A 14,424-nucleotide genomic window follows, 5' to 3' on the forward strand; every position below is an offset into this window, starting at 1 on the left:
TTCCTAGACCCCGATCATCACCGAGGTCGCTTTCATCACAGCATAGGCGTCTTTTCCTACTTCCAGCTCCAAGTCCTTTACCGCTGCCATGGATATGGTGGCTGATACAAGATTGCCGCCACCGATATCAAGGGTCACCATTGCATTTACGGCCCCTTCTTCGATTCCTATTATTTTTCCTTTTAACTGATTTCTTGCACTTAATCTCATGGGCACCGTCTCCTCCGATTGTCATTGAAAAAAAGCAGGTCCTTGCGTTTTCCTTTTGGAACATCTTACGCACTTCCCTGGCAAAAGTCAATTTATATTCATTAAAACTAATATTATTAAGACAAAAGCAGGATTTCTTCTTTGGGAAACTGAATAAATAATGGTATATCTTCTTTTTTATCCTGTATGAGCCAGATCTGCTTCGAATCCTTTTCCTCCCCGTTGTGAAAAATGACCTGACGCTCAAAGGGAGTATCCGTTACTCCCCTCAGCCGGATCTTCATGGTATTCTCTCCTGGCTGGCTTACGGGAATTAGGGTGTGCCCCCTGATTCCAATATAACGAATGGTTTCCCTGATCCTTTCTGCTGTCTTAAGCCTTATGTTCCAGTCACAGGCATACAGCTCGTAATCTCCCAGTCGTTCTATGGCTGATATATTCTTGCAGCCAGTCAGCCTTGCGGCCTCCATGGTACCGGGATTTTGAAAAATATCTCTTGTATTTCCCTGGAGCAGGCTCTTTCCTTCTGACATGACCACCATTTGATTGCAAAAGGTATAGATCTCATCTCTGGAATGGGATACCATGAGTACATCCTTTCCATAATCTCTGATAAACTCCAGCATCTCATTTTGCAATATATCCCTTAAGAATCCATCCAGAGCGGAAAATGGTTCATCCAGGAGAATGACTTCCGGTGTGCTTAATAGCATACGGGCCAGTGCCACCCTCTGCTGCTGTCCCCCGGATAACTGGGAAGGGTATCTCTTTTTTAACCCGGAGAGCTGAAACCTCTGTAAGATTTCATCAATGACCCGCCCTTTCTCCGTTTTCTTTCCGGGAATTACGATTCCTAAGTTGTCTTCCACCGTCATGGCAGGAAAGAGGGCGTAATTTTGAAACAGATATCCGATGTGACGGTCTCTGGCTGGAACATTGATGCCTTTCCTGGAATCAAAGAGCACCCTATCATTTAACACGATACGGCCTTTATCTGGCTTCTCGATTCCAGCCACACATTTTAATGTCATGCTTTTGCCGCAGCCGGACGCCCCTAAGATTCCCAGGCAGCCGCCGTCCATCTCAAATTCCACCTTCATATGAAATCCGGAAAACTTTTTACTGATATCTACCTGCAATGCCATATTATCTCCACCCGCTGAAATCCTTGCTGCCTTCCCCAGAAACCAGATTAATAAGTACCACCATTAGAAACGATATGACAACAATCACCAGTACCCAAAAGCCTGCCACCTCCCAGTTACCGGCTGCCACCTCTGTGGCAATGGCTACAGAAATGGTCCGGGTCTTTCCAAGGATGTTTCCTGCCAGCATGGTGGTAGCCCCATACTCCCCAATGGCTCTTGAAAAGGAAAGTACAGTTCCTGATGCAAGTCCCGGCCCTGCCATGGGAACAATGATTTTCCAGAATATCTTCCGTTCGGATAGTCCCAGGGTCCGCCCCGCATAAATCATGGTTACATCCACCTGTTCAAAAGCCGCTCTTGCATTCCGGTACATGAGAGGAAAGGCGATTACAAAAGCAGCCATGACACAGCCAAGCCAGGTCTGAACCAGCTTCACCTCATAATGCTCCCATAAAAAAGCACCAAGTGGCCGCCGCAGGCTGAACAGGAACAGGAGAAGAAAACCAGCCACCGTAGGCGGAAGCACCAGAGGAAGGGTAAGGATTCCATCTACAACAGACTTGGCCCGGTGGTTCAGCCTCATGACTCCCCTGGCTGCAGCCGTTCCCAGAAAAAAGGTGAGCACCGTTGCCAGAATCCCCGTTTTCAAAGAGAGAAACAGGGGGCTGAAATCAATGGTATGTATCAAGGTTTCCATGGCCTCTTCACTCCTTTCCTGGCATATATCTACTTATACAATTCAAATCCTGCATCTAAAAACAGTTTTTTCACCTCTTCCGATCCGGTCAAATATTGAAAGAATTCTTCTGCTGCCTCCAATTCTTCCTTTGACGCCTCTTTATCCTCTGTAAGTCCAACAGGATAGATGGCCGGGTCAAGCATTCCTTTGTCCACCGTTGCAATCACTTCCACTTTGTCGGCCATGGAAGCGGCGTCTGTGGCATACACGATTCCCACTTCATTGCTGCCTTCTGCTACGGCTGTGAGCACAGCGGTCACATTTGGTCCCTGATTGATTTCCATTGCCATTACTTTGTCTAGAATCCCCATTTTCTCAAAGAGCTTTCTGGCATATTGGCCCACCGGCACGTCTTCCCCTGCAAGAGCGAGGCTTGAGGCATTTGTTATATTATCAAATCCGATCACTGTGGTTTTACCGCCCTTTGGTTTTATGAGCACCATCTGATTGACCAGTAAATTATTTACTGAATCTTCTTTTACAAAGCCGCCTTTCTTAAGTTCATCCATCTGCTTGGTAGCCGCAGAAAAGAAGATATCACATCTGGCCCCTTCTTCAATCTGGGTCTTTAAGGTTCCGGAGCTGTCCGCATTGTAAATCACCGTAACCCCCGGATGCTTGCTTTCATATTCCTTTTTCACTTCCTCCATGGTATTTTTCAGACTCGCTGCAATGAATACGTAAAGGTCTGCGCTCTGGGAAACGCTTGTTTCCGTTTTTGTCTCAACCTTCCCGGCGTTTACGGCTGCTGCTCCCTGGCAGCCTGTAAGCTGTAAGGCGGTTAATACAGCAAGCAAAAGGGCAAATAACTTTTTTCCTCTCTTCATTGTGTTTCCTCCTTGATTTTTATTTGAATAACATAGAAATGTTGTTCATTCTTATTGTGTTTTGTTCTGTCTTTTTCTGTTTCGTTCATTTTAGAAGATATTGGCATCAAAATCAATGTTCATATATTCACAGTATATCGAGATATAATCAGACACTTTTTATCAATATAGCACAATAGTTCATCTGAATATCCTTTCATTGACAATGATTCAAAATATGATATAACTAATTATAACTGACAGTAACCATAGGAAATTAAGAGGGTCTTGAATGGAGAAAATATATACGCCACAGGAAGTGGCAGACCGGCTGCTGATAAAGAAAGCAACGGTTTATGAACTGATTAAACGGGGAGAATTGAATGCCACCAAAATTGGAAGGCAGATAAGAGTCAGCCAGGAACAGCTTGACAGTTATTTAAAAGTGTCTTCAAAACCGGCTGAAAGGTCCTATGCCGAAAGGCCCAATATGGAGGAAGCTCTGCTACAGGTCACGGACATTCCACGCTTTGCTTCTGTGTCAGGAGCCCAGCAGACGGATTATTTACTCAATACCAGCGGTCTTGTGATAAGCAGTCAGGAGTCCAGAGTGGTAGAACTGCTCCGGGGGCAGCTAGGTAAGGAAAGGAACAGCCTTCCTATATTACATTCTTATATGAACGACTATAACAGTTTGTACTCTCTGTATTATGAGAAGACCCATCTGGCTCTTACTTGTTTTTTATCTGATCGTGAGAATTGGGACAGGAATCCGATGAAACATCTGATGCCGGGAAAGGAAGTGGTGGTTCTTTCTGTGTGCAGTTTTCTGTGTGGCTTCTACGTAAAAAAGGGGAATCCGCTCCATATCCTCACTCTGGATGACCTAACTCGTCCCGAGGTGCGTTTCTTAAACCGGGAGCTGGGAAGCGGTCTGCGCATGTATCTTGATTCTTCCCTGCTGGAAAAAAAGATTCCGAAAAACGCCATTAACGGATATGATAAGGACTGTTTATCCAATATGTCTGCCGCTCATGGAGTCGCATCTGGAGCTGCTGACATAAGCATAGGGGATATCTCCCTGTTGTCCTCTTACCCCCAACTGGAATCTATCCCCTTTGCCCATGGTTTTCTTGACCTTGTTTTTCTTAAATCAGACTTAGACCTTCCTGCGTTAAAGTCCATCTTAAACGCCGTTCATTCGGAAGAATTTAAAAGCAGTCTGCTGCATTTTAAAGGCTATGATACAAAAACGACTGGAAAGATGACTATCATAAGCGGTTAGTCCGCACGCCCTTCCCTTCGATAAAACAGATAAAACATGATGGCTCCAGCCAGACAAAGAATGGCCCCACAGCTCATCGCCCAGGAAATATTTACTTGGGCCGCCTGTCCGAATATCACATTGGTAACCACGCCCGTACCTTCAAGAAGCACGGCATAGATGCTTAAAGCGGTTGCCCGGTCCGCAGTTTTTATTTGCCGGTTCTGCAACTGAGTGGAAAAGGGTGCGAAAAGACTGGCAGAGATGCGCAGCATAACAATTGCTGCCACTGATACCAAAGCCTGGTTGGTCAAGGCCAAGATCACGCAGGATATCGCTCCACTTAAAAACATGGCGAGACCGAAGGATATTCCTCCCATCTTTTTCGTGACCCAGTGAGACCACATCCCAACCATTCCACATAAGGTAACAAGAATATAAATAAGTCCCATGGTTTTTACATCAATTCCAGCTTTCACATATTGAATCTGATTTAAATATATAGTTATCGTCTGGTTTGTCTCAGCCAGAAGTCCCATGCCAATCACAGCCAAAAGAAACCGTCTGTCTTTCACTGTTTCTAAAAATACACGGATAAAGGCCTGATTGCCCCACCTCCCTTGTTCCGTGGCTTTCACTTCCCTGATTCCAAAAGCCAGGACCGCGGCTGCCCCATAGGTTATCATGGTCAGTAATCCGGCCAGTCGGTAATTTGCTCCAACGTATACAGAATACAATAGAGAAGCCCCCAACAACCCAGCCATATTAAAAAACTGATAAATCCCAAATACCTTCTGGCTCTCCTCTTCCTTACAGGACAAATATAAAAGGCTCACGTCACACCCGGAAAATCCAGCCAACACTACACTAAGAAGAATCCGCTCCAGTAAAAAATCAAAAAAGCTGTCTGCTCTCCAGAATACGATTTTTGACAGGAAATAAATTATAGAGCAGGCAATCAGCGTTTTTCTATATCCAATCCGATCTGCCACCATCCCCCAGGGCATCTCAAGACCAATGCACAGCGCCAGGCTTATGCTCTCAATTAAGGTAATCTGAAATACACTCACCCCTGCCGCCTGGCGGTAAAGTGTTGCTATGGGTCCATAAAATACCATTCCATGTAAAAAAGAAATGGCAAACATAATATATATATTTCGTCTCGTTTTCATTTTCTCTTATCTCCCTGTTTTTTCCTACGAAAAATAAGCCCTGCTCTGCAGCGCCTGTTTATAGCCATATTCCTTATAAACTACGTGGGATTGTTTAAGAGAGACATGAAAACTGACATGATAACCAGACCTTCCTGATTTTTTTCAACATTATATCACAGAAGACAGGGTGTGTAAAGAGTATTGACATCCTGCTCTCCCTATTTGTATAATGTATGTATTACAGTTGTAAGAACAGGAGATTTTCAATGAACCATCTGCCTCAGATTTCAGAAGCTGAATATGAAGTAATGAAGGTGCTGTGGAAACATGCCCCCATCAACACCAATGAAGTGACTGACATGCTTACAAAGACTATCGGCTGGAATCCCAAGACAATACACACCCTTTTAAAGCGGCTGGCCCAAAAAGGTGCCATTACCTATGAAAAGGAAGGCCGTGTCTTTGTCTATACTCCTATAGTCAAGGAAGATGAATATCTAAAAAAGGCCAACGACCATTTTTTAAACCGTTTTTATAATGGTAAGATTTCCAGCATGGTGACCAATTATATGAACAATGAACAACTGGAACAGGACGAACTGGAGGAACTGAGAAAGCTTTTACTGAACGGAAACAGGGAGGACCGCTGACATGCCCTATTCTTTTATGGCACGCCTTTTCCTAAACAGTCTGGCCATTCCTCTATTCTTCATCCTCATCCTCTGTATGAGGAAATTCCTGGGCAGCCATCTGACCAGCAGAGACAGATACCGTTTATGGTTCCCCTTTCTGCTTCTTTTAACGTTTCCATTTCTCTACTTCCTCCACCTTGGGACGTATACAGGATATCTGCCTTCCCAACTTTTTTGGGGAATCCATCCTAAGGCAGCCCCTCCCCCGTCTCCACACGCTTATGAAACAGCAGTTTCTGGAAAGGACCTGTTTTTAGATTTTTCTATTTCAGTGATTTGCAATACGCCTTCCATTGTGCCTGTGATTCTTTTTGTTTTGTGGGCTGTTGGTGTGGTATTTATGACAATGGTCACCTTATATAGTCATCATCAGGTCAGACGGCTAAAGAAATCGTCCCTTTTACTACAGAATGAAAGGATACGGGCCTTGTTTGAATCCTGTTTAAGAGAATCCGGTATTCGCAGAGACATTCCCATCTACAGCAGTGCCTATGTGAAATCTCCCATTGCAGTAGGCTTCCTTTTTCCTTCCATCATCGTTCCGATCCACATTCTTTCTGAAATGCCGGAAAAGGATATCCGATATATCCTGCTTCATGAGCTATCTCATTGCAGACATAAGGACCTTTTTATCAGCCAGTTGATGGCCCTGGCTCAGATTGTCTATTGGTTTCATCCTGTGGTATGGCTGGCTTTTAAAACCATGGAACATGACCGGGAAATCGCCTGTGATTCTTCGGTCCTATCCATGCTTCCACCGGAGCAGTATCTGGACTATGGAAATACCTTAATCAACTTTGCAGAAAAACTTTCCCGTTTCCCCTATTGTACCACAGGGATTGGGGGATCAAAAAAAGAAATCCGTAAGCGTATCATAAGCATTGCCCGTTTTCAAAAGGAATCCAAGAAGCATAGAATGAAAAGTGGAGTCATTTTAGTCACAACCACCCTGTTCATAGCTTCCTTATCCCCTTATCTTTCTGCCGGAGCCGCCTATGATGGGAACTATAAATTTCACGGTGAGAATATCAATAAGCTGGATGTTGAATCCTGTTTCTGTGGCAAAAAAGGCAGTTTCGTCTTATATAAAATAAACTCGGACCAATACTCCATTTATAATGAAAACGAGGTTACCAAAAGAATCTCCCCGGATTCCACCTATAAAATATACAGCGCTTTGGCCGCACTGGAGGAGGGCGTCATAGCCCCTTCCTCCTCTAAACTTCGATGGAACGGGAACACCTATCCTTATGAAGCCTGGAATGAGGACCAGACTCTTAACAGCGCCATGAAATATTCCGTAAACTGGTATTTTACTGAATTAGACAAACAAACCGGATTAAATACATTAAAGAGATATTTTCAGAACATGGGCTATGGTAATTCTGATTTCAGCGGTGGCTTAGGGCGGTTCTGGGCAGAATCCACCTTAAAGATATCCCCAGTGGAACAAGTAGAGCTTTTAACACGCTTCTACCAGGGAAATTTAAATGTTTCCCCTGAAAATCAAAGAGCCATTAAGGATTCTTTATTTATCTCTTCCTCAAAGGGAGCTTCCCTGTATGGCAAAACCGGAACCGGTGCAGTCAATGGAAAACAGATAAATGGGTGGTTCATTGGGTTTGTGGAAGCGGCTGAGGAAACCTATGTGTTTGCCACCAATATTCAGGATACAGATTCTGCCAGCGGAAGCGCTGCTGCGAAAATCACTATGGAAATTCTGAATGAAAGAAATATCTATGGGAACTAACAAGGGAGGGCCACGCTGGCCCTCCCCTTTATATGATTCTCCCCTTATTTTGTTTCACTTGGTATCTTATTCTATATTTCTTTTGATAAAATCCTTATACCAATGGAAGGATTTCTTCTTTTTCCGTTCTAAGGTACCATTTCCCTCATTGTCCTTATCCACATAGATAAAACCGTACCGTTTTTCCATCTCTCCGGTTCCTGCACTGACTAAATCAATGCAGCCCCAGGATAAATATCCAAGACAGTCCACACCATCATTGATGGCTTCTTTCATGGCTTCAATATGCTGTTCCATATATTCAATCCGGTAATCATCTGCAATGCTTCCATCTTCTTCCAAGACATCCTCAGCTCCCAGTCCATTCTCCACCACAAAGAGGGGGATCTGATACCGGTCATATAATTCATTCATGGTGGTTCGAAGTCCCAGGGGGTCAATCTGTCTTCCCCATGGAGTGATACCAAGATGAGGGTTTCGTAATGTGGTTATGGCATTCCCGTCTGCCACCCGGCCTGAAATCTCAGGACTGACTCCTGCCAGTCTGGTGGAATAATAGCTGAATGCAAGATAGTCCACGGTATTCTGCCTTAGAATCTCTTCATCTTCCGCTTCCATTTGAAGCTCAATGTTTTTTTCTGTCCACATTTTCTTTGCGTAGCTTGGGTATTTTCCCCTAGCCTGTACGTCGATGAATAAGTAGACCTCCTGATTTTTCTCTACGGCTGCCCACACATCCTTTGGATTGCAGCTATATGGGTAAAAGGAGCCAGCTGCAAGCATACAGCCCATTTGTATCTCCGGATTAATGCTTTTTGCCAGCTTTGTTGCCAATGCACTGGCAACCAGCTGATGGTGGGCCGCCTGATGTACGATCTGATCCGGATTTTCCTGGTCTTTTATCACCATACCACCGCCAAAGAATGGAATGTGGGTAATCATATTGATTTCGTTAAAGGTGATCCAGTACTTTACTTTATCCCCATACCGTTTAAACAGTACTTCACAGTAGTTTAAATAGAACTCAATCAGTCTGCGGTCAGACCAGCCACCATATTTCCTGGTCAGAGCAAGAGGGGTATCAAAATGACAGATGGTGACCACCGGCTCCATGCCATACTTACGGCACTCGTCAAATAAATGATCGTAAAAGGCCAGACCTGCCTCATTGGGAGAGGGGTCATCTCCGTTGGGGAAAATTCTTGCCCAGCTGATGGAGGTACGAAAGGCCTGAAAGCCCATCTCAGCAAGCAGAGCCAAATCCTCTTTGTATCTGTGATAAAAATCAATGGATTGGTGGCTGGGATAATAGCCATAATCTTTTTCCAGTGCAATTTCCGGGTGATACATGGCTTCTTTTCTTCCATACTGCACGGAAGGAAGAATATCCATAGGGGATAATCCTTTCCCGTCCTCCAAATACGCACCTTCGCACTGGTTTGCAGCCATGGCTCCGCCCCATAAAAAATCTTTTCTCATGTTAAAACAACTCCTTAAAGAATGGTCAGCAGTTCCTGTCCCATTTCCACATCGCCTTCCTTGCTAGCTAATACCTCCAGATAATTCGAGGTATTGGTCACGATGACTGGAATGATGGTTTCGTATCCGGCTTCTTCAATGGCCTTTTTATCAAATTCCAGGAGCAGATCACCTTTTTTAAAGGTATCTCCATCCTGAACGTGAGGGGTAAAGAATTTCCCTTCCAATTCCACGGTATCAATGCCGATATGAATCAGCAGCTCCACTCCCTCTGTACTCTTTAAGCCGATCACGTGCTTGGTTCTGAAAATGGTCGCGACCTCTCCGTCAAATGGGGCAGCTATTTTACCGTCTACAGATTCCACGGCAATTCCTTTTCCAAGAATTTCTTTTGCAAAGGTCTCATCCTTAACTTTTGATATATCCACCTTTTTTCCATTGACCGGGCTGGAGATAACTATTTTCTTTACCATAGATGCCTTTTCCCCAGCTTCTGTTTCTTTTGTTTCTGTCTTTTCACTAGAATCAGTTGGTTCCTCGAATCCATAGAACCAGGTAGCAGCAAAGGTAACCACAAATCCAATGGCACAAGCGATCAGTGCATGAACCACGTTCATGGGATTTTCACCGATAAAAATAGGAATGGAAAGAAGTCCAGGTGTACCGGAGGTATAGCGGACCACGCCCATTAATCCGGCATAGAAGCCTCCCACGCCGCCTCCCAGCATAACGGAGAGAAGTATTTTCTTAAATTTAATGGTGACTCCATACATGGCAGGCTCTGTAATACCCATTAATGCGGTAACACCGGCAGAGGAAGCCAGCTGCTTTAATTCTTTGTTCTTTGTTTTGATTGATACACATAATGCGGCACTACCCTGGCAGACATTGGATACCAGACTTCCCGGTCCCATAACTGCCTCGTAACCATAGGTGGTGTAAGAGGTCATTAAGACTGGAAGGAAGCTCCAGTGCATACCGGTCAATACTAAGAGCGGCATAAATGCTCCCATTAAAGTAGGAACCAGCCAGCTTACATGCATATTTAAGAAATCAGTAATTGTAGCAATTCCTGTACCGATATAGGAACCTAAAGGTCCTAAAACAACTAATACAATGGGAACAACAATCAATATGGTAAGGGTTGGTTTCATGAAGAACTTTACTGCCTTTGGAGATACCTTATCTGCAAAACGTTCTACGTAGGTCATCAGCCACACCGCCAGTATAATGGGAATCACACTGGAACCGTAGTTAATTAATTTAATAGGGAGTCCGAAAATATGGACCGGTTCCCCAGCCGTTACCAGCTGAGTAAAGGCTGGATGGAGTAAGGCTCCGCCCACCATGGCAGCCAGATACGGATTACATCCCAGCTTTTTCGCAGAGGAAACTGCCAGCATAATTGGAAGGAAATAAAATCCTGCATCTGCGATAAAGCTTAAAACAACGTAGATCTGAGACGTTTTTTCCATGCCTAATAAAACGCAGATAACAAGGATTGCCTTGATCATACCGGCTGCTGTAATGGCTGGTATTACAGGGGTAAATATAGCTGCAAAGATATCCATTAAGGCATCTATTTTTCCAACTTTTTTTCCAGTGTTTACAGGGCTTTCATTCAGCCCCATGGCTTTTATTTCATTGCATACATTGGCTACGTCAGTACCAATGATAATCTGATACTGGCCTGATTTTTTTACGGCTCCTAATACTCCGGGAATCTTATTTATCTGATCTAAGTGAACCAAAGATTCATCCTTAAAATTCATTCTAAGCCGTGTTGCACAGTTGACTAATTGTGTAATATTATTTATTCCACCTACTTGCTCAAGGATTGCCTGAGCCAATTCTCTATGATTCATAGCTATTCTCCCATCTTTTATTATTTGATCTATATAAAAGGTGTCGACTTCCTTTATATCTTTAATTTTTTTTGATTTCCCGTTCTGCGACTCGGTTGATATGAAGCATAAAGTAAATCATCTCTTCCTGAGAAATCGTAACTTCGAATTTCTTAATGAAATAATCTTTTACTTTATCCGCACAGGCCTTTGCCTGGGGCATCTTGGTTCGAATCTGCTCGTATAGATAATCATCGTCTGCCCCATGAAGCTCCTCTCGCAAAAGTCTTCTTGCAAAGAATCGGATATGGGTAACGAAACGGTTATAGTTTAAGGAATCCTCGTTCAGCTCAATCTGATAGTGGTATTTCACAATACTTAAAATATCACTGACGATTTCAGTAACAATCATGGTAAGCTGAATTTCCTCTCCCTCCTGCTGCGCATTGACAAAATGAAGGGCGATAAACCCGGTCTCATCGTCACTTAAATCAATTTTTTCGTAGTACTTAATCAGATTTAAGGCATTTTTGGCTGCCTGATATTCTTTGGGGTAATAATTCTGTATTTCCCAAAGCAAGGCATTTTTCATGGTCATTCCAGCTTTATACCTGGAGATGGTATAGCTGATATGATCCGTCAGTCCGATGTAAATGCTGTCGTGAAACGTAACATTTAACTCTTTTTGAGCCTGGGCAATGATTTTACTGCTTAACTCCACTTGGTTCAAAGGTACTTCTGTTAGTAAAGTCATAAATTTGGAAGAGGATTCAGAAGACTCAAATACAAACTTTTTATCAATGAGAGCTTCATCGATCAAATCTCCTGGTCTTTTTTGAAACGCAATTCCTTTTCCCAGCAATATGACCTCTGACCATTTTTCATCTTCTGCTAAAATAATATTGTTGTTATATATTTTTTTAACACGGTAGCTCATCTCCCGATCAATCCTCCTTATCATAATGAATTTGGCTCGTCATTTACATCCTGCCCGGCAGGGTATATTTGAGTCATAGGGAGCAACTTCTGGAAATAAAAAACACCCAAATTAATAAACACATGTATGAACATGTATCTATTAATCTAGGTGTTGCCTGCCGAACAGTTACAATCCCGATATATTTTCTTTATTATAACATAATTCGACATCATATAACAATGGTGCTTTGTTATAGTTTACCGCTTCTATTTTTGTGCATCTTGCCCAATTTCCAGGTTATAGTTACTGCTTCTTAGTAAAATAAGCATCTAATACCACTTTATCTTTTCTGACCACATATCCGCTGCCGCCACGATTTTTCACATCCTCTACCATACTGACTAATAGAATAGGCTTCTCCACCGCCTGGTCTGTGGTAAAAACAGAAAACCAGCCAAGCTCTGTTCCAGTGGTATCGTTTTTTGATGCTTTAATCTCCGCCGTTCCTGTTTTTCCGGCTAAATGGATGTCACTTCGGTTTATGGCATGACCGGTTCCATGTTCAGAGCTTACTACCTTTACAAGATCAGATGCTACGGTTTCTGCTATCTCAGGAGTGGTGGCATCTTTTAGCCAAATCTCGGAAGCAGGCTCTTTTTTGTATAACAGATAAGGCTTTATTACATTTCCCTTATTGGTGAACATGGTATAGAGAGAAGCAAGATGTATGGGGTTCATTAAAATCTGACCCTGTCCGTATCCGCTGTCAGCCAACTGGACCTCAGAGTCTATGGTGTCTCCATTGGAGTACTGGGATTTTGCCACGGTAATTTCAAAGGGCAGGTCTTCCTTAAAACCAAGCTTATCCAGCTCAGTCATAAAATCCTTGGCACCGATTTTTAATGCGGCCTTGGCAAAGTATATGTTGTTGGAATAGATTAAGGCGTTCTCCAGATTGAGAGGACTGCTGTCATGAAGGGTGGTCACGTAGTAATTGCCCCAGCTTTCATCCTTTCTCCATTTTAACCCGGTGCTTATGTAATCCTCATTGGGGTCGACGGCTCCGGTATTAAGTCCTATGACCGCAGTGATTGGCTTTAGAGAGGAGCCGGGAGCGAATTTTTGGCGGAACCGGTTAAACATGGGCTTTCTCTCATCCGTATTCAGAGCATTCCATGTATCATTTGACATACCAAGGATGAAGTCATTGTCATCAAAGGACGGCGTGCTTACAAGAGCCAGGATTTCTCCCGTAACCGGATTCATGGCGACCGTGGTACTCTTATCCTCCAAAAAGGTGTTATAAATGCTGGCTTGCAGCTCACTGTCAATGGTCAGGGTAATGTCTTTTCCGTCCATTCTTGATTTGGCAGCCAGAACTTTCTTTTCTGTTCCATTCCCATCCACTATGGATACGGTTCTTCCGTTAACTCCCTTTAAATCTTTTTCGTAGAGAGCTTCCATTCCGCTGCGCCCGATGACGCTGTCAGTCAGATAATCCTCATCCGGATGCTCCTTGATATCCTCAGCCGTTACATTCTGAACGTACCCGATTAAGTGTGCTCCGCTTTCCATCAGAGGATAAAAGCGGACTGGAGTATCTGAGATTAAAACACCAGGAATGGTCAGAAGCTTATCCTGCAGCTCTTTGTTTTTCACATTATCTTCTCTGGGCTGGGAGGATACTAAGTTAAATTCATCTACCTTTTTTAAAGTTTTAAGAGGAACAAAGGAATCTTCTTTTACCCATTTGGCGGCCAGCTTCTTTTTGATGCTGTCCGCCGGTATTCCAAGCAGACCGGAAAGAGTCTCCATATCACCGGAAGGGTCCTCACTCATCTTACCCGGAACCAGACCGATGGAAGAGGCGGTTCCTTTTCCAGCCAGGACATTCCCGTTACGGTCATAAATCGTTCCCCTTATGGCCTTGTCCACAGATATCCTTACCTTATCTCCCCGAAGGAGCTCAGGGAAAATCAGGCTGTCGCTCCAAATGAGCTGGTAGCCCTTCTTTTTATCTCTTTCATACTCCGCTTTGTTTTTAAAGCTGATATCTCCAGCGACAGTCTTATACTTCATCTCATAGGATAAGACCGCCTTTTTATCGTTATATTCCACATTTGTGATTACAGTCTTGATGTCGGAAACTTCAAGACCTTCATAAATGTTTTTATTTCTGGCAGTAAAATCTTCTTCGCTGATATTAATCCGGCTCTGATCGGTCAGCATTCCGTACATGGCTTTGTAATCAGCCCCTTTTACGCTGTCCATATATTCCGAAAATAAAACATCCGGCTTTTTTCTCTCTGCTAGCTTTTTCTGAATCTGAAAAAAGAGGAAAGCACCTGTCAGACCCGCAAGCAGAATCAAAACAGTTACGATAATACGAAATAAATTTTTATTTCTGGCACGGCTCATA

General features: G+C 43.5%; 12 protein-coding genes. 3 read left to right on the forward strand and 9 right to left on the reverse strand.

Annotation, left to right across the window (positions count from 1 at the left end; genetic code table 11):
* Positions 1 to 3: 3 nt before the first annotated feature.
* From OW255_RS16660 to modA, 4 genes are all read right to left on the reverse strand, one after another.
* Positions 4 to 210: a TOBE domain-containing protein gene (locus OW255_RS16660; RefSeq protein ID WP_024838781.1), complete on the reverse strand. Its 207-nt coding sequence runs from the start codon at positions 208 to 210 to the stop codon at positions 4 to 6.
* Between the two features lie 116 nt (positions 211 to 326).
* Complete coding sequence (locus OW255_RS16665) at positions 327 to 1,355, reverse strand: sulfate/molybdate ABC transporter ATP-binding protein (protein WP_024838782.1); 1,029 nt, start codon at positions 1,353 to 1,355, stop codon at positions 327 to 329.
* Position 1,356: 1 nt separating this feature from the next.
* Positions 1,357 to 2,055 (reverse strand): molybdate ABC transporter permease subunit, encoded by a 699-nt coding sequence (gene modB, locus OW255_RS16670; RefSeq protein WP_268114701.1) that lies wholly within the window; start codon positions 2,053 to 2,055, stop codon positions 1,357 to 1,359.
* A 29-nt stretch (positions 2,056 to 2,084) separates the two neighbouring features.
* Entirely contained in the window at positions 2,085 to 2,924 is an 840-nt protein-coding gene (modA, locus tag OW255_RS16675; RefSeq protein WP_268114702.1) for a molybdate ABC transporter substrate-binding protein, read from the reverse strand.
* Positions 2,925 to 3,195: 271 nt separating this feature from the next.
* Here modA and OW255_RS16680 point away from each other — a divergent pair, with 271 nt between their 5' ends.
* Positions 3,196 to 4,188, forward strand: a complete 993-nt coding sequence (locus OW255_RS16680; protein WP_268114703.1) for a helix-turn-helix transcriptional regulator — start codon at positions 3,196 to 3,198, stop codon at positions 4,186 to 4,188.
* Here OW255_RS16680 and OW255_RS16685 read toward each other — a convergent pair.
* Positions 4,185 to 5,339 (reverse strand): MFS transporter, encoded by a 1,155-nt coding sequence (locus OW255_RS16685; RefSeq protein WP_268114704.1) that lies wholly within the window; start codon positions 5,337 to 5,339, stop codon positions 4,185 to 4,187. The two genes, OW255_RS16680 and OW255_RS16685, sit on opposite strands and share 4 nt — an antisense overlap.
* Before the next feature lie 248 nt (positions 5,340 to 5,587).
* Between OW255_RS16685 and OW255_RS16690 the strand changes: the two genes are divergently transcribed.
* Complete coding sequence (locus tag OW255_RS16690) at positions 5,588 to 5,971, forward strand: BlaI/MecI/CopY family transcriptional regulator (RefSeq protein WP_024838787.1); 384 nt, start codon at positions 5,588 to 5,590, stop codon at positions 5,969 to 5,971.
* A 1-nt stretch (position 5,972) separates the two neighbouring features.
* A complete protein-coding gene (locus OW255_RS16695; protein ID WP_268114705.1) occupies positions 5,973 to 7,763 on the forward strand; it encodes a BlaR1 family beta-lactam sensor/signal transducer in 1,791 nt (596 codons plus the stop codon).
* A 66-nt stretch (positions 7,764 to 7,829) separates the two neighbouring features.
* On the opposite strand, the gene ascB is transcribed toward OW255_RS16695, so the two are convergent.
* The 4 genes from ascB to OW255_RS16715 all read right to left on the reverse strand — a co-directional run bounded on the left by ascB (position 7,830) and on the right by OW255_RS16715 (position 14,423).
* Positions 7,830 to 9,242 carry a 6-phospho-beta-glucosidase gene (gene ascB / locus OW255_RS16700; RefSeq protein ID WP_268114706.1) on the reverse strand — a complete coding sequence of 471 codons (1,413 nt, stop codon included), beginning with the start codon at positions 9,240 to 9,242 and terminating at the stop codon, positions 7,830 to 7,832.
* 14 nt (positions 9,243 to 9,256) lie between these two features.
* Positions 9,257 to 11,107, reverse strand: a complete 1,851-nt coding sequence (locus tag OW255_RS16705) for a beta-glucoside-specific PTS transporter subunit IIABC (RefSeq protein ID WP_268114707.1) — start codon at positions 11,105 to 11,107, stop codon at positions 9,257 to 9,259.
* Positions 11,108 to 11,168: 61 nt separating this feature from the next.
* On the reverse strand, positions 11,169 to 12,023 hold the full coding sequence (gene licT / locus OW255_RS16710; protein WP_024838791.1) for a BglG family transcription antiterminator LicT: 855 nt from the start codon (positions 12,021 to 12,023) through the stop codon (positions 11,169 to 11,171).
* Positions 12,024 to 12,308: 285 nt separating this feature from the next.
* Entirely contained in the window at positions 12,309 to 14,423 is a 2,115-nt protein-coding gene (locus OW255_RS16715) for a penicillin-binding transpeptidase domain-containing protein (protein ID WP_268114708.1), read from the reverse strand.
* Between the last annotated feature and the right edge of the window lies 1 nt (position 14,424).

The sequence above is a fragment of the Lacrimispora xylanolytica genome, from assembly GCF_026723765.1.
GTDB classification, from domain to species: domain Bacteria; phylum Bacillota; class Clostridia; order Lachnospirales; family Lachnospiraceae; genus Lacrimispora; species Lacrimispora xylanolytica.

Coding starts and splice junctions, on each gene's coding strand:
- OW255_RS16660 (WP_024838781.1), bottom strand. CDS start 210: ATGAGATTAAGTGCAAGAAATCAGTTAAAAGGAAAAATAATAGGAATC.
- OW255_RS16665 (WP_024838782.1), bottom strand. CDS start 1,355: ATGGCATTGCAGGTAGATATCAGTAAAAAGTTTTCCGGATTTCATATG.
- modB (WP_268114701.1), bottom strand. CDS start 2,055: ATGGAAACCTTGATACATACCATTGATTTCAGCCCCCTGTTTCTCTCT.
- modA (WP_268114702.1), bottom strand. CDS start 2,924: ATGAAGAGAGGAAAAAAGTTATTTGCCCTTTTGCTTGCTGTATTAACC.
- OW255_RS16680 (WP_268114703.1), top strand. CDS start 3,196: ATGGAGAAAATATATACGCCACAGGAAGTGGCAGACCGGCTGCTGATA.
- OW255_RS16685 (WP_268114704.1), bottom strand. CDS start 5,339: ATGAAAACGAGACGAAATATATATATTATGTTTGCCATTTCTTTTTTA.
- OW255_RS16690 (WP_024838787.1), top strand. CDS start 5,588: ATGAACCATCTGCCTCAGATTTCAGAAGCTGAATATGAAGTAATGAAG.
- OW255_RS16695 (WP_268114705.1), top strand. CDS start 5,973: ATGCCCTATTCTTTTATGGCACGCCTTTTCCTAAACAGTCTGGCCATT.
- ascB (WP_268114706.1), bottom strand. CDS start 9,242: ATGAGAAAAGATTTTTTATGGGGCGGAGCCATGGCTGCAAACCAGTGC.
- OW255_RS16705 (WP_268114707.1), bottom strand. CDS start 11,107: ATGAATCATAGAGAATTGGCTCAGGCAATCCTTGAGCAAGTAGGTGGA.
- licT (WP_024838791.1), bottom strand. CDS start 12,023: ATGAGCTACCGTGTTAAAAAAATATATAACAACAATATTATTTTAGCA.
- OW255_RS16715 (WP_268114708.1), bottom strand. CDS start 14,423: ATGAGCCGTGCCAGAAATAAAAATTTATTTCGTATTATCGTAACTGTT.